At 68.8% G+C, this 26163-nt stretch carries 26 protein-coding genes; 8 read left to right on the plus strand and 18 right to left on the minus strand.

Features of this window, described 5'->3' with window-relative positions; genetic code table 11:
• From NDW01_RS41850 to NDW01_RS41900, 11 genes are all read right to left on the minus strand, one after another.
• Positions 1 to 696: hypothetical protein (locus NDW01_RS41850; protein ID WP_252830202.1), on the minus strand; the 696-nt coding region annotated here is incomplete at its 3' end.
• Positions 697 to 765: 69 nt separating this feature from the next.
• Positions 766 to 1431, minus strand: coding sequence for a hypothetical protein (locus tag NDW01_RS41855; RefSeq protein ID WP_252830204.1), 666 nt, complete (start codon positions 1429 to 1431; stop codon positions 766 to 768).
• Between the two features lie 40 nt (positions 1432 to 1471).
• Positions 1472 to 4201: a right-handed parallel beta-helix repeat-containing protein gene (locus NDW01_RS41860; protein ID WP_252830206.1), complete on the minus strand. Its 2730-nt coding sequence runs from the start codon at positions 4199 to 4201 to the stop codon at positions 1472 to 1474.
• A 4-nt stretch (positions 4202 to 4205) separates the two neighbouring features.
• Entirely contained in the window at positions 4206 to 5564 is a 1359-nt protein-coding gene (locus NDW01_RS41865; protein WP_252830208.1) for an EsaB/YukD family protein, read from the minus strand.
• A 63-nt stretch (positions 5565 to 5627) separates the two neighbouring features.
• The gene (locus tag NDW01_RS41870) at positions 5628 to 5942 is read right to left on the minus strand and encodes a WXG100 family type VII secretion target (protein WP_252830210.1); all 315 of its coding nucleotides are present in this window, start codon (positions 5940 to 5942) and stop codon (positions 5628 to 5630) included.
• A gap of 32 nt (positions 5943 to 5974) precedes the next feature.
• On the minus strand, positions 5975 to 6310 hold the full coding sequence (locus NDW01_RS41875) for a WXG100 family type VII secretion target (protein ID WP_252830218.1): 336 nt from the start codon (positions 6308 to 6310) through the stop codon (positions 5975 to 5977).
• 298 nt (positions 6311 to 6608) lie between these two features.
• Positions 6609 to 9434, minus strand: coding sequence for an ATP-binding protein (locus tag NDW01_RS41880; protein ID WP_252830219.1), 2826 nt, complete (start codon positions 9432 to 9434; stop codon positions 6609 to 6611).
• 183 nt (positions 9435 to 9617) lie between these two features.
• On the minus strand, positions 9618 to 9884 hold the full coding sequence (locus tag NDW01_RS41885) for a hypothetical protein (RefSeq protein ID WP_252830222.1): 267 nt from the start codon (positions 9882 to 9884) through the stop codon (positions 9618 to 9620).
• Positions 9885 to 10196: 312 nt separating this feature from the next.
• On the minus strand, positions 10197 to 10850 hold the full coding sequence (locus NDW01_RS41890) for a DUF4232 domain-containing protein (RefSeq protein WP_252830223.1): 654 nt from the start codon (positions 10848 to 10850) through the stop codon (positions 10197 to 10199).
• Between the two features lie 271 nt (positions 10851 to 11121).
• A complete protein-coding gene (locus NDW01_RS41895; protein ID WP_252830224.1) occupies positions 11122 to 12411 on the minus strand; it encodes an MFS transporter in 1290 nt (429 codons plus the stop codon).
• A 303-nt stretch (positions 12412 to 12714) separates the two neighbouring features.
• Positions 12715 to 13590, minus strand: a complete 876-nt coding sequence (locus NDW01_RS41900; RefSeq protein ID WP_252830225.1) for a COG4705 family protein — start codon at positions 13588 to 13590, stop codon at positions 12715 to 12717.
• Between the two features lie 219 nt (positions 13591 to 13809).
• Here NDW01_RS41900 and NDW01_RS41905 point away from each other — a divergent pair, with 219 nt between their 5' ends.
• Positions 13810 to 14730 carry a LysR family transcriptional regulator gene (locus tag NDW01_RS41905; RefSeq protein ID WP_252830226.1) on the plus strand — a complete coding sequence of 307 codons (921 nt, stop codon included), beginning with the start codon at positions 13810 to 13812 and terminating at the stop codon, positions 14728 to 14730.
• Positions 14731 to 15330: 600 nt separating this feature from the next.
• On the opposite strand, the gene NDW01_RS41910 is transcribed toward NDW01_RS41905, so the two are convergent.
• Positions 15331 to 16608: an MFS transporter gene (locus NDW01_RS41910; RefSeq protein WP_252830228.1), complete on the minus strand. Its 1278-nt coding sequence runs from the start codon at positions 16606 to 16608 to the stop codon at positions 15331 to 15333.
• A complete protein-coding gene (locus tag NDW01_RS41915) occupies positions 16598 to 16942 on the minus strand; it encodes a rhodanese-like domain-containing protein (protein ID WP_252830230.1) in 345 nt (114 codons plus the stop codon). Before NDW01_RS41915 ends, NDW01_RS41910 begins: the two co-directional genes overlap by 11 nt.
• Positions 16943 to 17013: 71 nt before the next feature.
• Between NDW01_RS41915 and NDW01_RS41920 the strand changes: the two genes are divergently transcribed.
• Positions 17014 to 17988: a helix-turn-helix domain-containing protein gene (locus NDW01_RS41920; protein ID WP_252830231.1), complete on the plus strand. Its 975-nt coding sequence runs from the start codon at positions 17014 to 17016 to the stop codon at positions 17986 to 17988.
• Between the two features lie 711 nt (positions 17989 to 18699).
• Positions 18700 to 19779 carry a PP2C family protein-serine/threonine phosphatase gene (locus NDW01_RS41925; protein WP_252830233.1) on the plus strand — a complete coding sequence of 360 codons (1080 nt, stop codon included), beginning with the start codon at positions 18700 to 18702 and terminating at the stop codon, positions 19777 to 19779.
• A 169-nt stretch (positions 19780 to 19948) separates the two neighbouring features.
• Here the strand turns inward: NDW01_RS41925 and NDW01_RS41930 are convergent, their stop codons facing one another.
• From NDW01_RS41930 to NDW01_RS41945, 4 genes are all read right to left on the minus strand, one after another.
• Positions 19949 to 20122, minus strand: a complete 174-nt coding sequence (locus NDW01_RS41930; protein WP_252830235.1) for a BRCT domain-containing protein — start codon at positions 20120 to 20122, stop codon at positions 19949 to 19951.
• Between the two features lie 235 nt (positions 20123 to 20357).
• Positions 20358 to 20795 (minus strand): carboxymuconolactone decarboxylase family protein, encoded by a 438-nt coding sequence (locus tag NDW01_RS41935; protein ID WP_406567816.1) that lies wholly within the window; start codon positions 20793 to 20795, stop codon positions 20358 to 20360.
• A gap of 160 nt (positions 20796 to 20955) precedes the next feature.
• The gene (locus NDW01_RS44200; protein ID WP_252830237.1) at positions 20956 to 21552 is read right to left on the minus strand and encodes a YdeI/OmpD-associated family protein; all 597 of its coding nucleotides are present in this window, start codon (positions 21550 to 21552) and stop codon (positions 20956 to 20958) included.
• 6 nt (positions 21553 to 21558) lie between these two features.
• Positions 21559 to 21912, minus strand: a complete 354-nt coding sequence (locus NDW01_RS41945) for a VOC family protein (protein ID WP_252830238.1) — start codon at positions 21910 to 21912, stop codon at positions 21559 to 21561.
• Positions 21913 to 21983: 71 nt separating this feature from the next.
• Here NDW01_RS41945 and NDW01_RS41950 point away from each other — a divergent pair, with 71 nt between their 5' ends.
• The 5 genes from NDW01_RS41950 (at position 21984) to NDW01_RS44615 (ending at position 25307) form a co-directional block, all read left to right on the plus strand.
• Positions 21984 to 22559 (plus strand): MarR family winged helix-turn-helix transcriptional regulator, encoded by a 576-nt coding sequence (locus NDW01_RS41950; RefSeq protein WP_252830240.1) that lies wholly within the window; start codon positions 21984 to 21986, stop codon positions 22557 to 22559.
• 176 nt (positions 22560 to 22735) lie between these two features.
• Positions 22736 to 22972, plus strand: coding sequence for a hypothetical protein (locus NDW01_RS41955; RefSeq protein WP_252830242.1), 237 nt, complete (start codon positions 22736 to 22738; stop codon positions 22970 to 22972).
• Positions 22969 to 24438: a phosphotransferase gene (locus tag NDW01_RS41960; RefSeq protein ID WP_252830244.1), complete on the plus strand. Its 1470-nt coding sequence runs from the start codon at positions 22969 to 22971 to the stop codon at positions 24436 to 24438. Before NDW01_RS41955 ends, NDW01_RS41960 begins: the two co-directional genes overlap by 4 nt.
• Before the next feature lie 93 nt (positions 24439 to 24531).
• Complete coding sequence (locus tag NDW01_RS41965; protein WP_252830250.1) at positions 24532 to 25122, plus strand: hypothetical protein; 591 nt, start codon at positions 24532 to 24534, stop codon at positions 25120 to 25122.
• Entirely contained in the window at positions 25119 to 25307 is a 189-nt protein-coding gene (locus NDW01_RS44615) for an integrase core domain-containing protein (protein ID WP_406567815.1), read from the plus strand. The genes NDW01_RS41965 and NDW01_RS44615 overlap by 4 nt, the downstream gene beginning before the upstream one ends.
• A 139-nt stretch (positions 25308 to 25446) precedes the next feature.
• Here NDW01_RS44615 and NDW01_RS41970 read toward each other — a convergent pair whose 3' ends face one another.
• Positions 25447 to 26013 carry a LysR family substrate-binding domain-containing protein gene (locus tag NDW01_RS41970; RefSeq protein WP_308211886.1) on the minus strand — a complete coding sequence of 189 codons (567 nt, stop codon included), beginning with the start codon at positions 26011 to 26013 and terminating at the stop codon, positions 25447 to 25449.
• Positions 26014 to 26163: the final 150 nt, after the last annotated feature.

Consider the following 26163-nt stretch of genomic DNA (forward strand, 5'->3'; position numbering starts at 1 on the left):
CTTCCCGTCCTTGTCGATGGCGGTCTTACCGTCATCGGAGATCCACCCGCCATCGGTGGTGTCACTCCCATAGACCGTCTGACCATCGACCGTACGCGCCGAATGGAAATAACCCTGACCATCGGTGTACCCGTGCTCGACCGTGCCATCGGCCTTGATGAGCAACTTGCCGTCTTCAGAGTAGAAGTTGCCATCGGAGTTGACGCCATAAACGACGGAACCATCCGGCATGGTGTGCGTCGCGCCGTTCGGCAGGAAGTTATGCGTGTTGGGATCGGTGATCCCGTGCACCATCTTCCCGTCCTTGTCGAAGGCGGTCTTACCGTCATCGGAGATCCACCCGCCATCGGTGGTGTCACTCCCATAGACCGTCTGACCATCGACCGTACGCGCCGAATGGAAATAACCCTGACCATCGGTGAACCCGTGCTCGACCGTGCCATCGGCCTTGATGAGCAACTTGCCGTCTTCAGAGTAGAAGTTGCCATCGGAATTGACGCCATAAACGACGGAACCATCCGGCATGGTGCGCGTCGCGCCGTTCGGCAAGAACTGGTGCGTATTGGGATCGGTGATCCCGTGCAAGACCGTGCCGTCGGGCTTGACGACCACCTTGCCGTCATCCGAGAAGAAGGTACCGTTGTCAACGGTGCCGTGGACCTGCTGACCGTCGATGGTACGGACTTCGTCGCTCATGCGTTCACCCTGTCACCCGATAATCTGCCCCGCAGGGAGAGATCTGCCCATACGACGCGCGTCAACGCGTCAGCCGGTAACCCCTTTGCTCGGCGGATCAGGGAACTTCGATTTCCGATCGGCCGCAGAGTAGACCTGGCCCGAGTAGTTCACGAGGGCGATGTACTCCCCGACGAGCTCGAGTGTGGCACCGATGGCCTGCAGCGCCTTCTCCTGGTGCGGATTCATCTCCGCAGCGAATTTCTTCGCCGGCTCCGCGAAGGCCGTGGGTGACGGTTTTTGGCTTTCGTCGCTGTTGGGGGACCAGAAGCCCGTGCCGCCGTTGCCGTTCACGAATGTCGCCGGACCCTGTCCCGGCAGCATGGAGGTCTGACCGAAGACGGTATCCTCCGAACCCAGGACCTTCGTTCGCAGGCTTTCGTACTCGGTCACCAATGTTTTCGTCTTGGTCAGCATTGAATTGATCTGGGAACCGAGCGTGGCGAAGTTGACCGAGAAATCCTGCGCGTCGTCCCCACCCGTAGTGCTCTGACTATCTCCCCCGTTGGGGTCGTTCGGAGCGTCGTTGAAGGAACGGTGCGCGTCCCAGGCGACCGTGACCTTGGGGGACTGAGTGTTCCCCAGGATGTCCGGCGGGGAATCGTCGCTGTTGTTGCTGTCGTCGCTGCCGGAGAAATCAGGGGTGTAAGGGTTCTGGTCGTATTTCGAGGTGATGGGAGACGTGATGTCGGTCACTTGTTCTCCTGTCCGATGGTCGATCTTCGGCAGTCGGGTCTCATACCGCCTGGAACGGCGGCAGGTCCTCCGGCAGGAGCAGCGTCAGGTCGCCGGAATTCGCGGCCGTCAGGTCGTCGGCGATCCGCAGGGCGTGGCGTTCGGTCATCAGCTGGAAGACCTGCCGGGCGGTGCGGCCGTTGCCGAACTGCTCGTCCCTGGGGAGTTCGTCGAAGAAGCGGTGCAGGGCGGCGATGGTCTCCTCGGGGCATTCGTACTGGTGTCGGTCGGCGTGGTAGCCCACGATCCGTACGAGTTCCTCGGGCACGTAGTCCTCGAACGTCAGGGTGCGGGTGAACCGCGAGCCCAGCCCGGCGTTGGAGGCCAGGAAGCGCCGCATCTCCTCCGGGTAGCCGGCGACGATCACCACGACCTCGTCGCGGTGGTCCTCCATCAGCTTCACCAGCGTGGAGATCGCCTCCTGGCCGAAGTCGGTGCTCTGGCCGTAGGGGACCAGCGAGTAGGCCTCGTCGATGAACAGCACGCCGCCGAGGGCCCGGCGGAACACCGCCTGCGTCTTGGGCGCCGTGTGCCCGACGTACTCCCCGACCAGGTCACCGCGGTCGGCCTCGACGAGGTGACCGCGTTCGAGCAGCCCCAGCGCGTGCAGGAACCCGCCGTACAGCCGGGCGACCGTGGTCTTGCCCGTGCCCGGGTTGCCGGCGAAGACCAGGTGACGGGACAGCGGCGGCGGCGGCAGCCCCGCCTCCTGCCGCACCTTGACCATCTGCATCAGCTTGGTCAGGCCCATGACGTCGCGTTTGACGCCCTCCAGACCGACCAGCCGGTCCAACTCGGCGTGCAGCTCCGCGAGCCGCTCCTCGGGCGTCGTCTCCGCCTCGTCCTCGGCAGCGGCCACGGAACCGCCCGCCTTCTGCGACCGGCCGGCGGCCGTCGCCGTACGCGCGGACGGTGACGGGCGTCCCCCCTGCGGCAGGACGGCGTCGCGGACGCCCTCCGACCCGCACTCCTCGATGAGGGGGTCGGCGCCGTCGCACACCACCAGGTCGTGGTCGCCACCGGACACGTGGCACCGGCGCAGGACCGGCGTGGCGCCGGCCTCGACGTAGATCGCGGGGTATCCGGCGTCGGAGATCCGGCAGTCCTCGAACAGACCCGCCGCGTTCCCGGCGACGAACACGCCGTTGCGCGCGGGCCGCTCGACGGTCAGCCCGCGGACACGCGGCCGGGCGTCGGCGCCGGCGTACAGGCCGGTGCCCTCGATGTCGGTCACCGAGCAGTCGTCGAGCCGTACGACGCTGCCGGCGTCCAGGAACACGCCCGTCGACCCGGTGCGCTGGATGCGGGCGCCCTCGATGACGGCTCCGCCGCCGAGGCCGACGTTGATCCCGATCTCGGCGATGTCGCCGATCTCGCACTCGGACACGAACGGCCGGTGCGTCGTCCGCAGGTCGAGCGCGGTCTGCGCGCGCGTCACCCGGCAGCCGCGCAGCGCCGCGTCGCCGCCCTCCACGAACACGCCCGTCATCCCGATGTCCTGGAGGCGCGTCTCCTCCGCGGTCAGCTCGGCCCGCTCGCACACCCGGACGCCGTACTCGGGGGTGTCGCGGATCCGGCATTCGGTCAGCGCGGCGCGCGCCCCGCCGGCCAGGTGCACCGCCGTGAACGCGGTGTCGTGGATCTCGTGGTCGGTCAGCGCGAGGTCCGCCTCGCCGCTCGCGTACAGGCCGTTCGCCCCGGTACGGGCGAGCACACCGCCGCGTACGCGAACGGTGGCCCCGCCGGTCACCGCGAGCCCGCTGTCGGCGACGTCGACGACGCGAACGGCGTCCAGCTCCAGCGCGCCGGTCCCGGTGACGAGGATCCCCGCCCGCCGGGTGTCGTGCACGTGGCAGTCGTCGAGCACCGCCGCCGCCTCGTCCTCGGCGAGCACCCCGACCCCCGCCGTACGGAAGATCTCACACCGGCCGAGCAGGACGGCGTGCGACCGGGAGCTCTCGGGCTCCTCCGCCGACGCGGCGTCGCGCGGGCGCTCACCGCCGCCGGCCGCCGCGCGCCGCCCGGCCGTACCGCTCAGGCGCAGGCCCTGGCCGCCCGTGTCGTACAGGCGGCAGTCGCGCAGCACGAGCGCGGAGCGTCCCTCGGCGTGGACGGCGGCGGCGCCGGTGCCGTGCACCTCGCAGCGGGTGAGCCGGCCGCGGGCGGCTCCGGTCAGGTGGACGCCGCGGTCCCGGGCGTCCTCGATGAGGGTTCCGGTGCATTCGACGCGGGCCTCGTCGTCGGCCGTGACGCCGTCGCCGCCGGCGGACCGTACGGCGCAGTCCTCCAGCACCGTCCGGCTCGTCCCGGTCAGCCGGACGGCCGCACCGCCGGTGCCGTGGACGGCGCAGTCCCTGAACGTGGCCACGGCGTCACCGGTGACCTCGACCCGGCCGCCGGTGACCTCACATCCGTGCAGCTCCGGCGTTCCGCCGCGCGCGAGGACCACCACGTCGGACGGTGCGGCGGACGCGAACGTCAGGTCGCGGAGCACGACCTGGCCGCCGTGCACGGTGACGGCGGGGCCGTGGGGTGCGGTGATCCGCACCGTGCCGGGTCCCTTCTCCGCGACGACGGTGACGTTGCGGTCCAGGATGAGGCTCTCCCGGTAGTCGCCGGGATGCACCGAGACGACGGCGCCGTCCGCGGCGGCGCGCACGGCGGCGCCGATCGTGCTGTGCGCTCCCCACCCGGGCGCCACCCGCTCTCGGGCGGGTCTCTTCGTCAGCATGGCGTCACGCCTTCCCGCCGGCCTTCATGAGCGCGTCGAAGACGCCGAACACGCCCGCGGCCAGCGGCACGCTCAGCGCGCCGAGGAAATTGGCGAACGGTCCCGGCCAGCTCCAGCGGTCGGCGAAGTCGGCGCTCTGCAACGAACTGCGGAAGCACAGCACCACGCCCCACCACACCACCACGACGCCGGCCACGAGCGCCGCCAGCGGGCCCGACCAGCCGGGGACCTGCGCGGTGTTCAGGTGACCGTGCGGCCCGAAGACGTGACCGGCGCCCCGCAGCGCGAGAGTCGTCAGCCCGACCGCGGCGCCGGCCAGGACGGCGGCCACGACCGCGCGCAGCCTCGACGAGCTCGCGCGGCACAGCAGCGCCAAGCTCAGGCACAGCACGAGCCCGAGCGCGAACCAGTCATCGGAACCGCTCAGCAGCACCAGGCAGACGGCCACCGCCAGGCAGCACAGCGCGTTCACGAAGATCAGCAGCCGCTGGATCCGGCGTACCGTCGCCTCGACGTCCTCCATCAGCGCGGGGCCGGGCGGCACCGCCGCCACCTGCGCCGCGATCCGGGGCAGCGCACTCAGGAGGAAGAACAGCGCCACCGCGACGACGGCGGCGGCCTCGGCCCGATCGGCGTGCAGGACCGCGAGCGGGACCGTCAGCACCGTCCCCAGCCCGCAGAGCAGCTGCAGCACGAGCGTGGTGACCGACGGGACGGCCAGATAGGCCGCGAACGCGCCGATGGACGCGGCGACCGTCACCTCGACCGGCGCTCCCGCGCCCGGCAGCGACAACGCCAGGGCCGCGAACGCCATGAACGGGCAGGCGGCCGTGGCCAGGGCCAGCCGCAGCCCCTTCGGCATCGGCCACGCCTTCGCCCCGCTCACCCAGGCGAGCACGGCCGAGGCCACGCCGGCCGCGAACAGCACGGGCCCGAGCACGGGCACGTCGTACGAACCGGTGCCGAGCGCGCCGGCCCCGGCCACCGCGACCAGGAGCCCGAGGGCGAGCGTGGTGTACGCCCGGGTCCGGGCGTTCCACTCGAAGCCGTCATCGTCGAGTTCGGCGACCTGCTCGGCGATGTCGGCGACGACCGGCCCGTCGAGCTCGCCCTGGAGCACGTCCCGCAGGTACAGCGTCTCGCCGTCCAGTACGCCGACGGCGCCGAGCGACTGGCTCGGCTGGAACGGAGCGCCTCCCGCCGGCGCCAGCGACCAGGCCGCGGGCATCGCGTCCGAGTCCGCCTGCCCGCACATGTCCGCCAGAGCCTGGGCGTACTCCGCGATCGGCGCCTGCGCCGGCACCGCCAGGTCCACGCTTCTGCGCTCGCCCACGACGGTGATCCGGCAGCGCTCATCGGCCACCGGCGGATCCTCGCTTCCTCGAACTCATCGCCTGCACGTTCAGGGGCAGACCTGTGGCCGTGGTCAGTGCTTCCACGTCTGGATGTTCGACCACTCGGCGTCGGTGTAGTTGCCCCAGTTGACGTTCATGGCGTGGGCGATCTGCCCCAGGACCCCGTCCGGGCCGAACAGTCCCTCGGCGGCGAGGTTCCAATCCCCCTGCAGGCGCTGGTAGTAGTCCGCCGCCAGGCTGTGGTTCCACCCCTCCTGCAGCGGCGCGAGCTTGCCCTCCAATGCCTTCAGCTCGTCCCTGATCTGCCCGGCGCGCCCGTTGATCCAGACGCCGGCGGCACCCAGTCCCTCGCCGACGTACATCTCCCTGCCGTCGATGTCGGCCATGTTCCGCTCTCCTCGGTTCCGCGGGGACGTCGTCAGGTCAGGTTGGCCACGGCGGTATGGCCGCCCGGCATGCCCGCCTCGATGTTCTGCAGGTTGGTGATGTTCTGCTGTTCGTGGTTGACGTAGTTGAGGTAGTTGCCCTGCAGTCCGCTCGCGATGGTCGTCAGAGAGTCGTGCAGTATGTTCGCGAGGATGTCGTACTCGGCCATCAGCGCCACGAAGCGGTCGTGCGCGACGCCCCCCCAGACGTCCTCGAGGCTGTTGACGTAGGTCTTGATGTGGTCCAGCTCGGCTTTGATCTGTTCCGCCGCGCTGCTCGTGTCCGACACCGCGCCGGCCAGATACTCGGGGGTGACTTGGTACGTCACCCCACCCACGGTCACCGATGGTTCATTCGCCATGGCGGCTCGCCTTTCACGGGAGTCGTTACCGGAGCTCGTTCAGGGGAGCGGACCTGCTCCTCGGGCACCGCTCGAAAGAGCCGCCCCGTTTCCGGCCGCGTGCTCGCAACGGTTCGCACGTCCTGGCCGGTAGTCCTCGGCAGCGGAACGTCACTGCATGTGCGCACATTCGCCGAGCCGTGGAGCAGTCATGGATCGAGTGTGGGGGCGTCATGGGCGGCGGGTGTATAGGCAACGTTGCCTATTTCGTCGCCATCGGCAATACCTAGGGCTCTTCGGCACGGTACGTCCCGTCGGCGTCCGCCTCACGAAGATCGCCGGATCCCTCCGGGCCGTCGCCGGACATCGGACCCCCATCCAGATCCAGTTCCAGCGGCGAGTCCAGCTTCAGGTCACGCAGTTGCAGGCGAGAGGTGATCCCGAGTTTCTTGAAGATGTTGCGCAGGTGGGCGTGGACGGTGCGCGGACTCACGAAGAGCTGTTCGGCGGCCTCCTTGGAGGTCGCACCGCCGGCGACGAGCCGGGCGATCTGGAGTTCCTGTGGGGTGAGCAGATCGCGTGGTGGGGTGACGGGCGCGTGCGGACGCTCACCGCAGGCGGACAGTTCACGGGCGGCGCGTTCGGCGAACCCGGCGGCCCCCATCCCGGACAGCATCTCGTACGCGGTGCGCAACTGCACCCGGGCGTCGCCACGCCTCGCCGTACGGCGCAGCCACTCCCCGTAGACCAGGTGGGCCCGGGCGAGATAGACCGTGGCACCGACGCGGGACAACCGGTCGATCGCCTCCCGGTAGAGGTCTTTGGCGCCGGGGCCGTCCTCGAGCAGAGCGCATGCGTACCGTTGCAGACCGATGGCCAGGTCGGTGCCACTCGCCTCGGTCTGTTCGACGAAGGTCTCCAGCACCGGCTTGGCGAGCCGATGCCGTCCGCTGCGCGCGGCGGCCTCCACCAGTTCCGGCGGGACGTACGCGCCGAACCCCAGCTCGCCGTACCGACAGACCTCCGCGGCCGCCTCGAAGGCGGCGTCGTATCGGCCGAAGCCGTTATTGAGCACCGCGTTCGCACTGTCGATCACCGACAGGCTGTGGCCCTCGCCGGTTTCACGTGCCGACTCGAGTATCTGCTCGATCAACGCGGCGCTCCCCTCCCGGTCCCCACGCCAGGCGCGGAGCGTCAGGTCGGCGAACGGCGGGCCGCTGGGGTTCCCGGTGGGAGCGAGCGTGGCCGCCTCGGCGATCAGCGCCTCGGCGTCGTGGAACTCACCGGCGAGGATGTGCGCGTAAGCGTGATACTGCAATGCGCTCGGCAGCGCCTTCAGCGTCCCCGTACGACGCAGGAACAGCACCTGGCGCTCGGAGAGCGTGCGCCAGTCGTCGTACGCCCACAGGTCCATCGCCACCGCGCTGGCCAGCGCCGCCCACTGGTAGTGACGATTCACCTGCTCCGTCTCGGACAGGAAGACGCCGACGGCCCGCCGCAATGACGGAACGGCCGCCACGTAACCTTCGACCTCCCGTGTGATCAGCGCCTCCAACAGGAGGTCCATCGGTGTCGGGGACGCGCCGGGCGCCTCCTCCAGCGTCTTCGCCAGCTGACGCGCGGTGTCGGCCAACAGTTCCGGGGGCCCGAGGCGACCGGCGCGCATCGCCGTCACGAACGCCGCCAGATAGGAGTAGTGGGCCTTCGGCCGGTCGTACGCCTCCAGCGTCCGTGCCGCGTCGAGCAGCGGAGCCGGATCCTTGATTCCAGGCCCGCTGAGGATGGACATCTGTGCGGCCAGCAGTTCGACGAGCGCCTGTTGCCGTTCATCGTGCGGCCCCGTCTTGGCGGTGGCCAGCAGGTCGGTCCCGGCTTCGCCGTCCCCGGTCCAGTACTTGAAGCGCGCCGCTCTCAGGGCGCGTAGGGCCCGGCGGGCCGGATCCGGGGTCAGGGCCGTAGCGCGCTCCAGGAAGCCTGCCGCGGCCGCCATGCCACCGCGGGCCGACACCCGGTCGGCGGCGCGTTCGAGTTCGTCCGCGATGCGCTCGTCGGGCAGGAGGACCGACTGGCCAAGGTGCCACGCCCGGCGATCCGGGTCGACGAGCGGGTCGGTGACGTCGGCCAGCACGCGGTGCGCGGTACGGCGGTCCTCCGGTGATGCCGCCCGGTAGATCGCCGACCGGACCAGCGGGTGCCGGAACCGCACGCGGACGCCCACGTCGACCAGTCCCGCGGCCTCGGCCGGGTCGGCCGCCTCGGTTCCGATGCCGAGCTCTTCCGCCGCCCACCACAGCAGGACCGGATCGCCGAGTGGCTCGGCCGCCGCCAGCAGGAGCAGCCACCGGGTGCTCTCCGGGAAGGGGGCCAGGCGCTCCCGGTACGCGGCTTCTATCCGCGCGGGCACCGAAAGCGCATTGGGCAGCCCGAAGCCGCCGGCCAGCTCGCCGGTGGCCACGCTCCGCAGCAGCTCGAGCAGCGCCAGAGGGTTGCCGCGAGCCTCGGCGATGATCTGGTCCCGGATCCGCTCGTCCAGCGGCGTGCGCATCCGGGAGGCCAGCAGCGCGAGCGCGTCTTCATTGCCGAGCCCGGTGAGCGTGAGCTCGGGCAGCCCGTCGAGCAGGTCCGGCACTCCGCCCCCCCGGACGGCGAACAGGAGTGCGATCGGGTCGTGCTCGATGCGGCGCGCCACGAACGCCAGGGCTTGCGTCGAGGCGTGGTCGAGCCACTGCGCGTCATCGACCACGCACACGATCGGCTGCTCGGAGGCGGCGGCCGACAGAAGGCCGAGCACCGCCAGGCCGACCCGGAAGAGGTCCGGCAACGTGCCCTCCCGCACCGCGAAGGCCACTTCCAGAGCGGCCCGCTGCGGGCCGGGCAGCGTCTCCAGGTAAGGAAGCAGCGGCCGGCAGAGCTCGTGCAGCCCGGCGAACGGGAGTTCGGTCTCGAACTCCCTCCCGGCGGCGCGGAGCCGCCGCAGACCCGCCACCCGGTCCAGCGCCCGGTCGATCAGTTCCGTCTTGCCGATGCCCGCCTCGCCGCAGACGAGGAGCACGCCGCCCTGCCCGGCCACCGCGGCGCACAGTGTCCGCTCGACCGCCGCGAGCTCTGCCATTCGAGGATGTTTCAACGGTTGCATGTCGCACCTTCGCAAGATCCCGCGGCCAGAGACCGCACACACGATAACGCCACGAATCCGGCTGCCTCCGATATGTCACCTCTCAGTGGGCACTCGGGGTAGCTCACGCGGGGGACATCTGCCGGCACAGGCGTAAAGCATTGCGGGTGTGTGGTGGGGTCATCGGGTGGTCTCGGTGACGGTGCCGTTGAGGACCTGGCGGCCTTGTGCGGTGCCGAGGCAGATCAGGTTGTACCGGGTGCCGGCCGGCACGGCGGTGGTGACCGGTACGGTGTTTCCGGCGGTGATGATGTGCTCATCGCCGAGGTCGCCGCCGGCCCGTCGTTCCGCGAAGCAGGTCAGGGCGTTGTGGTGGCGGGTGGTCACCTGCAGCGTGATCCGGTATTTGCCGGCCGTGGTGGGCGTGGAGCCGTTGCGCAGGGCCACGGCCCGGTCTTCGGCGTGACATGAGAGAACCTCTCTATACACGGGGTGTACAAGCAGAGTTCGTGGTCGCCTCTGCGGGCCCTCGCCAACCGAGCCGACCGCCGCGAATCCGATCCCGCCAGAAGTAGACTTTACCGTACCGTTTACTTTTGTGTCGCTGCGACGCGATGACGCGCCAACACACACCCGCACAGCCCGAGTGAGCGGACCCTTGGCCGAGCAGGCGGCTGACACGCGCAGGGAGCGGGAACGTTCGCGTTCCCGCTCCCTACGGCCCCGTGTGCCTGGCCTGTTCCGTGCATTCGGGACGGGTCAGGTGAAGTTGACGCCGTTCATGGTGGGCTGAAGGGTGCCCAGGGTGAGGCTGTCGCAGATCGGCGGCTGGTAGCCGTCGTCGAGGCCGTGGTAGGTGAGCGGGATCCAGGTGCTGTGCCAGGCGACGCCGAGGCCGTCGGTGACGCCGCCGGGGCAGCCCTTGGTGGTGTGCCACTTCGTTCCGGCGAAGGCCGAACGTCCGGGCCGCAGCGTGATGGTCGTGCCGGGACCGGGATAGCTCACCTGGGTCGAGGGAATCGCGGTGTAGTTGTTCCGCCCGCCCTTCCCGAGCGGTGTCCAGCCGGCCGGCAGGTAGCAGGTCTCGCCCGACCGGTTGGTGATGGTCAGCGTGGCGATCGCCTTTTCCGCTTCCTCTTCGTTGGAGCCGGGATCTTGAATCTGCAGTTCGGCGTTGAGCTCGGATGCCATGCAGCTCGGCGTGTCGCCCGGACCGGTGTGCGCCGCCACCGCCTTCCCACCGTGGGTGCCGGTGGCGGCCGACGCCGTCCCCGACGAACTCGGCGCCGTCTGCGCCGATGGACCCGACGCCGCCGACACCTTGCCATCGACGTTGCAGCCGGTGAGGGCGAGAGCGGCCATCCCGACACCACAAGCCAGAGCGGCAGTCGTACGCAGGCTCTTGAACTGCATGGGTAAAACCTCCCCGGTTGCTTACTGACTCGACTGGTAAGTTCGATGTCCGGTGATGGCGCGGAGGTTCACGGGAAGATCCGGTTTCTCATTTTTTTCCGCCGTGACGGATGTCACGCGAACTCGGGAGGCCGGCAAAGCGTCTCGTTAGAAAAAACCGCCCCGGCTCGCGGTGGGTGGTGGCGATGGCCCGGCGGAACCCCGGGAGCACCGCCGCATCCAGGGTGGGCCGGCCCGGCTGGTTCAACCAGGTCGGCGGCGGGGTACCCCCTCACGGCGCCGGCTCGGCCGGCTCTTCGACCAGCCGCGCGACAGGAGCCTTCCCCGCGAATCGCCGGAGTCTCCCTGACCCGATGGCGAAAGCGAGAATTGCGCCGAGGAACGCCGGTATCGCGAAAAGAACGAAATTCCACTGCGGCGCGAAACCGGCGGCGAGTATCCAGCCTCCCAGAGTCGGGCCGGCGATGGCACCGATCCGGCCTATTCCCAGCGTGACACCCACCGCGCTGCCCCGGGCGTGCACCGGGTAAGTGCGCGAGATGTACACGTTGATGAGCCCTTGAACGCCGAGCGCGCCTGCGCCGCCGATCATCACCACCGGGTAGAGGATCGCCGGCGGCGACTTGATGCTCAAGCCGGTGATGGCGCCCGCGGCCACGACGAAACACGCGATGATGGGCCCTTTCGACCCGGCGCGGTCGGCGAGTAGCGCCATCGCGAGTCCTCCGACCGTCGCACCGAGGTTGAGGAGCGTGAGGAACGTCAGTGAGGAGCCCAGGGGGTACCGCGCCGCCTGCATCAACTGCGGCAACCAGGTGTTCATCCCGAAGATGAGCAGGAAAGAACAGATCACCATGCCGCAGAACAGCGTTGTCGTTCCCACGTACGGTGGCCGCAGCACAAGACGGAACCCGCCGTCTTCAGGCGCCCTCCGCGCCTCCGCGGATGTCCGCCGGTACGCCGGTGATTCGGGCAGCCAGCGGTGGGTCATCACCCACAGCAGCAGTCCGACGCCACCGCCGACGAGGTACTCCAGCCGGAAATCGGATCCGTGCAGGAGGACGCCGGCCACCATCGCGGCCGATGATCCCCCTATCGTGACGCCGCACTGAACGATCGCCGAGTACAGGTTCTTTCGCGTCGCCGGCGTGAGCTCGAAGATCAGCGGTGTTATGGCGGGGTAGATCGCACCGACCCCTAGCCCGACCATGATTCGGCCGGCGCCGAACACCTGTGGATCGGGGGCGAACGCACACGTGAACATCCCCAGTGAGACGGCCATGAGGCTGATCAACGCCGTTCGCCGTCGCCCGTACCGGTCGGTGAGCTGCCCGACCAGTAGGGCCCCGAACAGCATTCCCACGGGTGTGAGACTGCCCAGCACGCCCAGCGCCGGCAGAGAAAGGCCCCACGGCCGATATCGGTGCAACAGCGGCGCCGTCGCGCCGAAGGCGACGAGGTCATAGCCTTCCAGCGTCATGACGGCCAGCCCGATTCCGACGGCCTTCCACAGCAGAGAAGACGGCGGCGCCGGTGATACGCCGGGTCGAGTCGTGCTCACGTACGGATTCCTCATCCTCTCAGGTCACGGCTTCGTCGTGACGTGCCCACAGTCGGGACGAACCCGTGTTCAGGTGTGCAGGTGACGGACCCGTACGGCGTTGCCAGTGGCCGGCGGTGACCGTCCTGGGCACGGGGTATTCGGCCTGAAGTTCGGGGATGGCGAAAGGCTTCTTCCATCGCGATGAGTTCCAAGGCACATGCCTTTCTGTGGGCGCCGCGCATATCGGCGGCTCTCGAATGCCTTCCGCTACACGTCCGTCGTGTACGCGGTCAGGCCGGAACGGCACTCGGAGAAGGCTCCTTAACCGTCCGCCTCCTCGGTGGGGTGGACGGCGTCGGAGTGAAGGCCGGCGGTCGGGTCGGCTCCGCGCATCCCGAGCAGTCCGAGCAGCGCGACGATGGCGATCGTCGCGCCGAGGCTGATCCATCCGGTGCCCAGGCCGAGGCCGTCCTGGCGAGACGAGGACAGCCAGTCGGTGATCGACGCGCCGAGCGGACGGGTGATGATGTAGGCGGACCAGAACGCGGTGACGGTGCCCAGGCCCGCCCAGCGGTACGCGGCGGCCGGGACGGCAATGGCGATGGCGAACAGGACGATCGAGCCCAGGTACCCAAGGCGCAGCCAGTTGGCCGTCAGGTCGCCGGCGACGGTGCCGAGTGCGAAGGTGGTCATCACCATCGACCAGTAGAAGCGTTCCCGGCGTGGGGTGGTGATGCTGTGCACCGACAGGGTTCTCTCCCGGACGTACCACCGGACGAGGATCACGGCCAGCACGATCGAGAGCCCCACCGTCGTGACCAGGTACGGAAGGCCGACCACGAAGTCGAGAACGTCGGCGATCATGGTGCCGAAGACGGCCACCATGACCACGGCCGACCAGTAGATCCAGAGGCGGTAGCGATCGCTGCGGAATTGGGCGATCAGCGCAATCGCCAACGCGATCGCGGCGCCGCCCAGGGCGAGTCCCGGATTGACGTGGCTGACGAGAAAATCCGAAAAGGTCTCGCCCATTCCAGTCGTGAGGATCTTGATGATCCAGAACAGTGCGGTGACCTCGGGAACCTTGGCGACGAGCCGCCGTGCGCCCGTGGCGCCGGGTGTCTGATCATCGCGCGCGGCGATACGCAGCGATCCCGGCGACGAAGGAGGCGGCGTCCGACCCGACATCGCGCTCATGCGCCCTCCTTCGCCGGGGGAGCGACCAGAGGCGCTGCGTCGTTGACTCGCTCGCTCCGCTCGCCCCGTTCGATATCCATGAGGAACTGATCGAGCTCGGTGTCAGGCAAGGGCTGATCGAAGGAAACGAGTATCGCATGGTGAATCATGCATTGATTCTCGACGGCGTATACCGTCGGCGTCCAAGACCGGTTCGATCTTCGGTGATAACCTGGGGGCATGGTTGAACTGGAGACCCGTGAGCTCGAGTACTTCCTCGCGGTCGCCGACGAACTGCACTTCGGCCGGGCCGCCATCCGGCTCTCGATCGCCCAGCCGGCGCTGTCGAAGGCGATCCGGCGGATCGAGACCCGGCTCGGCGTCCCCCTGTTCATCCGCTCCAGCCGGCACGTCGCCCTCACCCCGGCCGGACAGGCACTGCGGGAACACGGGCGGCACGCCCTCAACGCGGTCAGCGCCGCCGTCCGCAACGCCCGGCACGCCGGCGACCCCCACGCCCACCTGCGTCTCGTGCTCAAGCCCGGCGGTGACGCCGGCCTGCTGTCCGGGATCCTGGCCGAGTACTCCCACCAGCCCGACGCCCGCCGGGTGGACATCCTGTTCAGCGGCCCCGCCGACCGCACCGAGATCCTGCACGACGGCCGCGCCGACGTCGGCCTGCTCTATGCCCCGTTCGACGACCTCGACGGCCTGGCCCACGAGACCCTGCACACCGAGGACCGCATAGTGATCGTCCCGGCCGGGCACCGGCTGGCGGGGCGCCCTTCGGTGCGCATGTCCGATCTGGAAGGTGAGACGCTGCCACGCTGGAAAGGCGTCCCCGGCGGCGACGGCACCGGCCCCGAGGTCGCCGACGTGACCCAGCTGCTCCACATGATCACGGTGAGCCGGATGATCGGCGTACTGCCCCGCTCGCTGGTCGAACCGCTCCCGGCCGACCTGGTCGGCGTTCCGGTGACCGACACCCCACCCAGCCGCCTCGTCCTCGCCTGGAACGAACACGACCACCGGCCCCTGGTCGCGTCCTTCGTCGCCGCCGCGCTCCGACTACGCCGGCACCGGACCCGATCGCCCATCGACACGCCTGAAACGCCGCCCGGATCGGACGACGAGCGGCTCGTGCCGGAGGAGCCGCGGTGAGCGTGGCGGGCGCCCGCCCCGCCACCGCGCACGCCCGTCACCATCGTCCGTCACGGAGCGTTCCGTAGGGGCGTGCCGTGAAGGGGGGCGGTGACGACCGCGGTCTCCACGGTCTTGGCCGCAAGCGCCCGCGCCCCGGCATGCCGCCGTGGGCCTTCGCCCCAGGTCGGTCCCGTCGCGTAGATCTGAAGGTCGCGGGTGTTCACGCCGAGACCAGCGGCACGTCTCGGCCGACGACCGGCCCACCCGCTAGCGATCGGCGACGATGCCGCCATCGCCGGAGTGCTCACCGCAACCGGCGCCGCGAACACAGCCGCCATACCCAGCGCGAGCACCGCCCGCTTCGTGAACTTCACCATAAGCGGTCCCTTCTTCCTAGGCCGGCCTTCGGACCGAAGATCAGTCGACATATTCGTGATCACTGCGTTTCCTGCAGATCTCCAGTACATCTGCCGGTCTCAGCCGGTCAGCGCATTCGGTGAATAGACGATCAGTGCCGCAGAGCGCTACCGGAAAAAGCAGGCATCAGCGCAGGTAGTCGGGTCACCGACTATGGGGACTACGCCTCCCAACGTGCATGGGTTAGCGACGCCGTTTCGGTCATCGGGCGGCCTCGCCGAGCACGCGTTCGGTGCGCAGCCGGGAGAAACCGAGCGGTGCCATACAGGTCGTGGCGGTCACGGCCGCGGTGACCATGGCCGCCCGCAGACCGAAGGCATCGCCGATCGTCCCGGCGATGATGGAGCCCACGGGGAGCACACCCCAGGTCACGAATCGGTGAATCGCCGTCGCCCGTGTGGCCATCGGCTCCGGTGTCGCGAGTTGGCGCACGGTGATGGCGTTGACCGCGAAGCTGCCCTGGCCGATCCCGTTGATGAAGGTTCCGGCGGTCAGCATCGGGACCGAGAGGCCTCCGTACGCGGCTGCGCCGATCGCCAGACCGGCCACCGAGGGCAGGCCGGCGATGATGAGGGAAGGCCCGATACCGAACCGGCTCGCCAGGCGGCGTGCCATAAGGCTTCCGAGGGGGAAGCCGGCGCCGCCCGCCGCGAGGGTGAGACCCAGCGCGAAGGTGGCGATGTGCAGGTGCCGCACGGCGAAAACGGCGATCATCGAGTCGTACATGGCGACGCCGAGGTTGTACAACGCACCACAGACCATGATCGGCCTCAGCAGTGGATGCCGCGCGACGAACTGTAGGCCTTCACCCACCTCCTGCCACAGCGGGCGCCGTGCCGTCTTTTCCGGGGTGGATTCGCGGTGCCGGATCGCCAGGAGTGTGACGATGCTCAGGACGTAGCTTCCCGCGTCGGCGAACAGCGCACGGACGGCCCCGCATGCGGCGATCACCATTCCGGCCAGACCTGGCCCGGCGAGCAGAGCGGTCGACTCGGAGAACGACAGCCTCGTATTGGCGGCGTGCAGGTGGTCCGGGCCGGAGGTCAGCAAGGGCGGATAGGACTGGTACGCCACCTGGAAGAACACCGAGCCGACGCCGACCACGAAGGCCACCAGCAGCAGGTGCGGCAGCGTCAGCGCACCGAACAGGCCGGCGACTGGAAGCGACAGCACGGCCAGACCGCGTAGGACGTCCGCACCGAGCATCGAGCGGCGCATGCCGATCCAGGCCACCCAGACACCGGCGGGCAGGCCGAGGACCAGGTAGGACGCCTTTGTGGCGGCACCCAGGAAGCCGATCTGCAGGTTGCTGGCGTGCAGTTCCCGCGCGGCGGCGAGCGGCAGAGCGAGGATACAGACCTGGTCACCGAGAAGGCTGATGCTCTGCCCGCCCCACAACAGATTGAAATCACGGGCCCGGCCCCGGCGGCCGGCCTGACCCGGTCCGGTCGCGGACGGGGCCGATGTCTCAACACTCATGTCGGCAGCCGCAGTACGCGCCCGCCACCGGCGCGGTCAGGGAGCCGACCGGGTTGGCGACGCGCCCGGTCGCGGTCTGGGCGGCGAACCCTTCGCGGACCCGGTACTCATAGCCGCCGATCGACTCCTTCACCCGGTATCCCGGGCGGGCGAAGGCCGGCGCGGCGCGGGTCGCCCCGCTGCACGCGGAGCCCCGGCAGCAGGTGACGACGGTCGCATCCCCCTGCAGGTCGGCGTGGACGTCGGACACGTCCGTTCCAAAGGCCGGTCGTGCGGCGAACTGGCGGGCGGTCTCGTCGGGAGACGCCGGCGCGGTGGCGAGGACAGTGGACACGCCGACGATGATGGCGGGCGAGGGCACGGCCAGACAGTGGCGCGTATGTCATCAATCGTTAGGATTCCGCCATGTCGATCCGTTCGAGGCCCGGTTCGATGGTCGCGGTACTCGCCTATGAGGGAATGTCGCCGTTCGAGACCGGCATCGTCACCGAGGTGTTCGGTCTGCCGAGGCCGGAGCTGGACGTGCCGTGGTACCGCTTGCGGGTGTGCGCCGAACGGCCGGGCCCGGTGCCCATCGTCGGTGGTGCGACGATTCACACCGAGTACGGTCTGGACGTCTTCGCCGCGGCCGAGACCGTCATCGTGCCGGGGGTGAGCGACGTGCGGGGCGAGTGCTCACCCGAACTGGTGGCCGCGTTGCGGCGGGCGCACGGCCGGGGTGCCCGGATCGTCTCCATCTGCTCGGGGGCGTTCGCGTTGGCCGCCGCCGGTCTGCTGGACCATCGTCCGGCGACCACTCACTGGCAGTACGCCGGTCTGCTGCGTCGCCGCTTCCCGCTGGTGCGGGTCGACCCCGACGTTCTCTACATCGACGACGGCGACGTGCTGACCAGCGCCGGAAGCGCGGCGGGCCTGGACCTGTGCGTGCACATCATCCGCCAGGACCATGGGCCGAGCATCGCCAACGCGGTGGCGCGTCGGCTGGTCGTCCCGCCGCATCGCGACGGCGGGCAGGCGCAGTTCATCGAGGCGCCCGTGCCCGGCGACGTCGGTGAGGACCGGATCGCCCAGGTGATGACCTGGACGCTGGCCAACCTGCGCGAACAGATCACCGTTGATGTCCTCGCACGTCGCGCGCACATGTCCACCCGTACCTTCCTGCGGCACTTCGCCCGGTGCACGGGGACCAGTCCCACCCGCTGGCTGATCGACCAGCGGATCCAGGCGAGCCTGCCGCTGCTGGAGAAGACCTCCGCGTCGGTCGAGGAGATCGCCCGCACCGTCGGGTTCGCCAGCCCGGTCACCTACCGGTCGCATTTCGTACGGGCGATGCGCACGTCACCGTCGGCCTACCGCCGTGCCTTCACCGCCACGGAGTGAGGGGACGCTCCCGTCGAACGAGCCAAAGAGCCCCCACTGCCCGAAGCGACCACCAGGGACCCGACCTTCTCCCATGTTCGGTCTCCACGATCGCAGGGGGAACGCAGCCGCTCCGGCCCCGGCCCGGCCCCGCCCGGGGCACGCGTGTCGTGAGCCGCCCGTGTCGTCGCGGTGGCCCCCTGGCACGGCCTAGCGAGTCCCGATGATGACCTCCGACCGGCTACGAGCGGGACTGATCGGGGCTGGCTACTTTCCGCTCGTGCCGGTGGAGTTTCTAACTGATGAGCAGGCCGAGGCGTACGGGAAGTTCGCTGAGGAGCCGACCCGCCCCTGACGCGTAGGCACGCCCTTGGGCAAGAGCTAGCGGCTCTTAATCCACGGGTTCGGGGTTCAAGTCCCTGGCGGGGCACCCGTCCCGACCTGGGCGTTCTCGGTTCCACCGGGAGCGCCCAGTGTCTGTTTCAGGGCGGTCTGGCGATCACGTGTGCTCCATGTGTGCTCGCGTGCCGTGATCTTGGTGAATCCGCCCACAGGCACCACCCGGCCGCCCGGGTACGACCTGCCGGCCAACCGCCGACGAACCAGACGCGGATCACATCGCCCTCGCCCTGAGCCGGCACCACCGCACCGCTCAAAGCGGTCCTTTGGGTGCGGCGGGTATCGTCCCTGTTCAGGGGCATCGTAAGGAGGCGCTTCCGGGGGGGGGAAGGCATGAAACGTATCCGCATCGACCCTGTTGTCATGCTTCGGGGTATGCCGACGTTGATGATCGCCGGAGGGGCAGCGGCCGATCTGCTGGGCCCGCAGCCCTATGTCGGTCTGCCTTTCCTGGCGGCTGCTCCGCTCGTGGCCGGTGTCCTGCTTCCGTGGCGGTCGAGCGCGACCACCGCGGCGGTGGCGGGTGTCGTGTCGGTTGGGGTCGATCTCCTACTACGCCGCGCGATGACAGCGGTGCTCGTCGATCTGGCGATCGTGCTGTTGGTGGGCGTCATCGGACTGTGGACCAAGTGGCTGATGGATCGGCAGACCCATAACCTGGCGGTGGTCCGGGACATCGCGGAGGCGGCGCAGCGGGCGGTGCTGCCGGATCCGCCCACCGCGCTGGGGCCGCTGCAGATCGCCGCGCGCTACGAAGCGGCTCAGGCCGGGGCACGCGTCGGCGGCGACCTGTACGCGGTGCGGGCCACCCGGTTCGGGATCCGGGTGATCATCGGCGACGTCCGCGGCAAGGGATTGAAGGCGGTTTCCACCGTTTGCCTGGTCATCGGCGCGTTCCGGCATGAGGCCGAGGAAGCCGCGACGCTGCCGGAGCTGGCCGACCGGCTCAACGCTACGCTCGCCCGGGAGAGGTGCCCCGAGCTCGTGGATCACCTCGAAGAAGGCTTCGTCACCGCTCTGCTCGTCGAGATCCCACCGGATGCGACCAAGATGTCCCTGCTCAGCCTGGGACACACACCTCCCTACCTCCTACACGCCGGCCGTGTGGCGACCTTGGAGCCGAGCGCTCCCGACCTTCCCCTGGGCATGGACCTACCGACGGCGAACGGCGCGGCTCAGCCGGACACCATCGACTGGCCGCCCGGCGCCACACTGCTGCTGGTCACCGACGGCATCACCGAGGCCCGTGACCAGCACGGAACCTTCTACGACCCCAGCCTCGGACTCGCTCACGCCAGACACTCCTCACCGCACGAACTGGTGAACGCCCTGGCACACAACGTCACGCGATGGACCGGCAGACAATGCCAGGACGACATGGCGATCCTCGCCTTGGCACGCAACGAAACATAACCGCGCCGCCCCATACGCCGTGAGCTCTATAGGGAGGAACCCACGTGCATCAGCGATGAACGTCGTGCTCGTCGGCAGCGACCTCTCATCAGCGCCCTCGACCGCCCGGGAAAACTCTGGGCGATCGACGGCGACCGGCGAGCATCGCGGCCGCGGCCCGGGCGGCCGGTCAGATGAAGTCGGCGACGAGAACGGCGAACTCCTCCGGAGCGGCGATGGGAATCTGAAAGCTTTCCGCCCTGGCCTTCTTCGAGCCGCCGTTGTCCCCCGCGACGACCAAGCGGGTGCGGGCGCAGACCGACGAGGACGCCCGTCCCCCGGCGTGTTCGATGAGTTCGTTCATCTGGTCGCAGCCAGCCAGCAGAATTGGCGTTCGAGCGCGGGCAAGGTTGCATACGACTTCCCTGTTGCCTGAGTGCGGCAACAGGCGTCAACACGCAGAACCCCCGCCGAAGGTGGGAGCCCAGGACGGGGGGCCTGCCGGAAGTGGCGCTGGATCGGTCAGCGGTGGAGCCGGCCGATCACGTCCTTCGCCACGTCGCCACCGCGGCCTCTGGACGGATGACGCCCGCCCGCCTTCACCATGCCTTGCCGGCCGGCTCCCGGATCGTGTGGTTGATCCGGTTGAAGAAGTTGGTGATTGCGATTTCCAGAATGATCGCGGACGTCTGCTTCTCGCCGAAGTGGGTGGCAGCAGCGTCCCAGATCTCGTCGGTCACGCCCGGCGCCCCGTCCTGGATCCGGGTGGCGGCCTCGGCCAGCGCGAGCGCCGCCCGCTCCTCCTCGGTGAAGAACGGGGTCTCGCGCCAGGCGACGACGCTGTGCAGCCGCTCCTCGGTCTCTCCATGCTTCTTCGCCGTCTGGACGCCGGCGAACACACACGGGCTGCAGCCGTTGATCTGGCTGGCCCGCAGATGGACCAGCTCGAGCACGAGCGGGTCGACGCCACGGGCGTGAATCGCCTTCTGGAGATGCGTGATCCCTGTGATCACGTCGGGATTCGCCACGCTCTTCATGCGTGCTTCCATGGGTCCTGCCCTTCGTCGGTTACGTGCGCCCATCCGGGCCCGTCATCTAACGCGCCTTGGCGGAGGTCGTCGTTTAATGAATTTTTCGGTCGAGGATTTCTCGGTCGTGTCGGCAGGCATCAACGACCACCGATCGCGACGCGAACAGTCACCGACGGTCGCTCCCGGGCTTGCGAGGATGGAGGGATTCGCCGCGGGCGAGCATGTCGACGTACTCGGCCAGCTTGCGGTCCCGGGTCGTCGTGCGCTTGACGGCGTTGAGTCGGTAGACGATGGCGTAGCGGTTGGCTGCGTCCAACTGGTCGAAAGTCGCGGCTGCGGCGGAATTCGCCGCCAGTGCCTGAGCTAGATCGGGCGGGGTCTGCATGTCGGCCTGCCCGCGGTAGGCCGCTTGCCACCGTCCTTGCGCCTTGGCCGCGTCGACGGCCGCGACCCCGGCCGGCCGCATCCGTCCGGCCTGGGTAAGACGGGTGACGTGCTCGACGTTTCGCGCGGACCAAGAGCTGTTCGGCCGACGGGGCGTGAAGCGCTGGCGATAACTGTCGTTGTCACGTCGAGCGATCTGCCCGTCGATCCAGCCGAAGCACAGCGCTTCGTCAAGCGCTTCCGCGTAGGTTAGGGCCGTCGTCTGTCCGCCCTTCTTGTGCAGCACCAGCCAGACCCCGGGGTGGTCGGCATGGTGGCTGTCCAACCAGGCGTGCCAAGACTCGGCGTCCTGGACGAGAAGCTCCGTGAGATCGGACACGACATGCTACGGCGTGGCGGCGGGACGGGGACTCATACAGAACGGTTGGCCGTCGGGGTCGAGCAGCACCCGCCAGCGGCCGGCGCCGGGTTGGGAGTCGGGTTGACTAGCTCCGATCGCGATCAGGCTCTCGGCCGCCTGGTCGAGGTCGTCGACCTGTAGGTCGAGGTGGAAGCGTTTGGCGCCATCCTCGTCGGGCCATTGCGCGGGATGGAATCCCTCGACCTTGCCGAAGCCGATCTTGATGCCGTTGCCTTCGACCATCCCGTAGCTGTCGTCGCTGTAGGTGACCTCCCAACCCAGCGCGGCCGCGTAGAACCGCGCCAGTCCAGCTGGGTCGGAGCTGTCGATGTTGACCATCGACAGCTCCGCCGTCGACTCCCCGCGCTTCCCTGTAGAATGTGTGTGACTCATGCATATAAACTAGAGCCATGCCACGAACCACGTCAAGCCACCGGCACGCCGCCAACGTCCTCGGCGCCTTGAGCCTCGTAGTCGCCGACCGGATGAACACCGCCGTCGAAGCGATTGCGGCACTCGGCCCGTCGGCCCCGGCCGCCCTCGTCGCGATGCACGAGTTCCTCGACGGCGGATCGGTCACGCAGCTGAGCTCCATGCTCGGCCTGACTCACTCGGGCACCGTCCGCCTTGTCGACCGTCTCGCCGCCGAAGGCCTCGTCGAGCGCGTCGGAGCACAGGACGGACGGGCTGTCTCCGTTGTCCTGACCCAACGTGGCCGGCGCACGGCCGCACGGATACTTCAAACGCGCGAGAAGTCACTGGCGAGCGCACTGTCCGCGCTGTCCCCGGACGAGATCGACAATCTTGCGGTAACGCTGGACACGATGTTGGCCGCAGTGACCCTCGCCAGAGCCGAGGAACGCTCCGTCCACACCAGCGACCGTCCACAGCCTTGGCTGTGTCGCCTCTGCGACTTCGCCGCGTGCGGCCGCAGCGAGGGCAACTGCCCAGTCAACAACGTGGTTAAGACCAGCAACAGCAGTTAACAAAACGCTGTAACTCGGCCCAGGCGTGGCCCAGGTCCTGAGGACGGGCGGGGCGGCGGAGTGCCTAAATTGTTGAATCGACCGCAGGCGCTCGGTCATGCAGCCGAATCTCAGCCGGTTGTGATCCCCGCGGCGCCGAGGGCCTGGTCATCGGCGCTCCCGGTTGTGGATCCTGGGTGACGGCGCGACGTGACGGCGCGGACGGCTGGGTGGTCACCGCCGAGGGGCCACGGGACATCTGGGGCGAGATCCAGGACACCGCCGCCCGGTGGCGGGCCGCCGGCGAACCTGAGGTCTACCGGCTGGAGTTCGGGCCCGACGGCGCGCAGCAGGCCAGCGCTGGATCCGGCAGCGGCACCCTGTCCTGGCAGCTCACGGCTCCGTATGACGTCGACAAGGAGGCACCGCGATGAGTGGCCCTGACCACCCCGCACCCATCCCGGCCGATGAGTGCGGTGCCAGGCCGAATGAATCCGAAGGCCGGCGGGCGGGGATTCTCGGCGACAAACCGCGGCACACCGAGCCGGTCGATGTTCATCTGATCCTGCGCCGCGAGGGCACCGCCGGTCCTGAGGTGTTGTTGTCTCGCAGGGCCGGGCAGGTCTACGCGGCCGGGCTGTGGCATCTGCCGTCGGGTCATCTGGACGGCCCACACGAGGACGTCGTCACCGCTCTCATCCGCGAGGCGAAGGAGGAGACCGGCGTGACCATCCAGGCGGCCGATGTCCGCTTCGCCGTCACGGTGCACCACCGCAGCCCCGGCGGCAGCGCCCGGATCGGCGTCTTCTTCGAGGTCCGGCACTGGCAAGGAACACCACAGATCCACGAACCCGCCGTGTGCGACGCGATGGACTGGTACCCGCTCGACGACCTGCCCTCCCCGATGGTGGCCTACTGCCGGGCCGGGCTGGACGCCTACCGGGCCGGCAATCGGCTCGCCGTCCACTTCCAGCAGTCCACCGACCCGATCCCCTACGACACCGCAGCGGATCGGCTGCGCTACATTCCCGGAGCCAGGGACATTCCCGCGGGACGGCCAGATGCGCCGGTGCGAGAGTTCGCCCAACGGGCGGTCGGCCGCATCGCCGACTGGGCGGACGTGTCGTGGGCGCGGGAGGACAGTCGCGTCTGGCGGGTACGAGGCGCCGAGGGCGGGGTCTGGTTCGTCAAGATTCATCAGAACGACCGATTCCATTACCGGGAAGTCGGCGCCTACCGCAGCTGGGTTCCGACTCTGGGAGCAGCCGCGCCCCGGCTGGTGGCCGTCGACTCGGTGCTACGGGCGATCGTCGTCACCGCCATCCCAGGGCGCTCGCTGCATGGCGCCGTCCATACGCCCGACGAACAGCGGCGCATCTTTCACAGCATCGGTGCGCTCGCAGCCGCGATCCACCACAGCGCCCCTGCCCAGCCGGCCTCCGGTGAGCCGGTCCTCCTCGGGAAGCTAGAGCGCCATCTCGACGGCGCCCGTGCCCATGTCGCGCCCGGCGACGAGGAGTTCATTCGCGCCATGGCGCAGCGGGCTGCCCACTTGCCCGACCTCGAACTCGTGCCCACGCACGGCGACTTCCAGCTACGGAACCTGCTCTGGGATGACGGCACCTTGTACGTGATCGACTTCGAGCGCAGCGAACAGGGCCCCGCCGTACGCGACTTCGTACGCCTGTCCGATGCCTGGGCCGGCCGCCCGGACCTGTACGAGGCGGCCATGGCCGGCTATGGCAGGCCACTCACCCCGGCTGAGAACGAACACCTGGTCGTCGGCGCCGTACTCGATGCCGTTTCCGGCATTTGCTACGGCACGTCACACGGCGACCTGGAACTCATCGAACGCGGCTGTCGCACGCTGGCCCGGTTGCGTGCCGCCGACAGCGCCTGAGCCTGTGGGTGCCCAGAGTTCGGCCACTGCCTGTGAGCTGGGACTTCTCATTTGGCGTACAAGCGTCGCCCGGGCGCGGCAGGATTCGGGTTCGTGGCCTTGCGACTCGTCTATCTGATCTTCATCAAGCTCCTCGGCGCCATGGCTCTGCTCCTGCGCTCGGATGTCTCCAAGGAGGCCGAGATTCTGGTGCTGCGGCACCGGCTGGCAGTGTTACGCCGCCAGGTCGCCCGGCCCAGACCATCGTGGGCCGATCGTGCCCTGATCTCCGCACTGACCCGGCTGCTTCCGAAGCCATGCCGGATCGGGCTGATGGTCACGCTGCTGCGCTGGCATGCCGATCTGGTCAAGCACCGCTGGACCTTGGCGCGGCTCTACTGCTTCGCCGTCGTCGAGCACGCCACACGCCGCGTCCATGTCCTGGGCGTCACTGCCGACCCGACCGCCGGATGGGTCACCCAGCAGGCCAAGAACCTGATCCTCGACCTGGGTGACCGGGCAGGTGGCTTCACATTCTTGATTCGTGACCGCGACGCGAAGTTCACCGCGATGTTCGACGAGGTCTTCCGCACCGAGGGGATCGATGTGGTGCTCACCGCCCCGCAGGCTCCACGGATGAACGCAATCACCGAACGCTGGGTCGGCAGCGTACGCGCGAACTCCTCGACCGGACCCTCATCATGAACGCCCGCCACCGGCGCAAGATCCTCGCCGAATACGAGTCCCACTTCAACAGCCACCGGCCACACCGGGCGCTGAACCAAGCCAGCCCACTCCGACCGCTCCCCGACCCCGTCGACGCCGACATCAAGGTCACCCGACGAGACAGACTCGGTGGCCTCCTACATGAATACACCCAGGTCGCATAGGGGGACCCGAATTACGGGCACCCACAGGCCTCACTTTCAACCGTCGCATCGACCCCAGATCCGGGGCTCTCCATCCGCTACCAGGTCGTCCTCCAGATCATCGCCATCGACCAATGGCTCCACCTACTTCGAGACACACCTAGATGCTGGTGTTCAGGAACGCTGCCACGGCCGGGTTGGTTTCAGTGGTGCGGTGCAGTAGGTGGAAGTCAATGGTGAGGTCGGGCTCAGCGAGCGGCCGGTATACCACGTCCCGCACGGCAGCCCGGGCGACGTCAGCCGGGACGATGGCCAGGCCGACCTGGGCAGCGACCAACGCGAGCACACCCAGTGCGCTGTCCGCGCGAAAGCGGGCTGAAGAGGTCGGCAGATTCAGGCCGGAACGGCGTAGCCAATCAGAGATGAGATCGTCCGGCCCCTCGCTGGTGGCGTACTCGATTAGTTCCTCGCCGGTGATCTGCTCGGCGGTCAGCGTCTGGCACTTGGCCAGGGTGTGCTCGGCGGGCAATGCGACCAGGAAGGAGACCGAGCTCGCCCGGGTCGAGGTCAGTCGGGGTTCACCCGCCGGGGCCGCGAGAGCGCTGTAGCCGACGTCCAGTTCACCAGCCAGGATCGCTGTCCGTTGTGTCTTCGGCCCTGCCTCCAGTAGTTCGAGCCGGACCAGTGGCCGGGCCTCGTGGAAGGCTTGTATCCGGCTGGCCAGGATGCCGCCGAATACCGCGGCGCCGGCTAGGGCCTGTCCGGTGGATCATGTGGTGATCCACAACAATGCGGAGACCAGGGTGATCGCTGCCCGGTAGTGGCGGGTGAGTTTGTCATACCGGGTGGCGATGCCGCGCCATTGCTTGAGGCGGTT

This window comes from Actinoallomurus soli (assembly GCF_024055715.1).
Lineage (GTDB): Bacteria > Actinomycetota > Actinomycetes > Streptosporangiales > Streptosporangiaceae > Actinoallomurus > Actinoallomurus soli.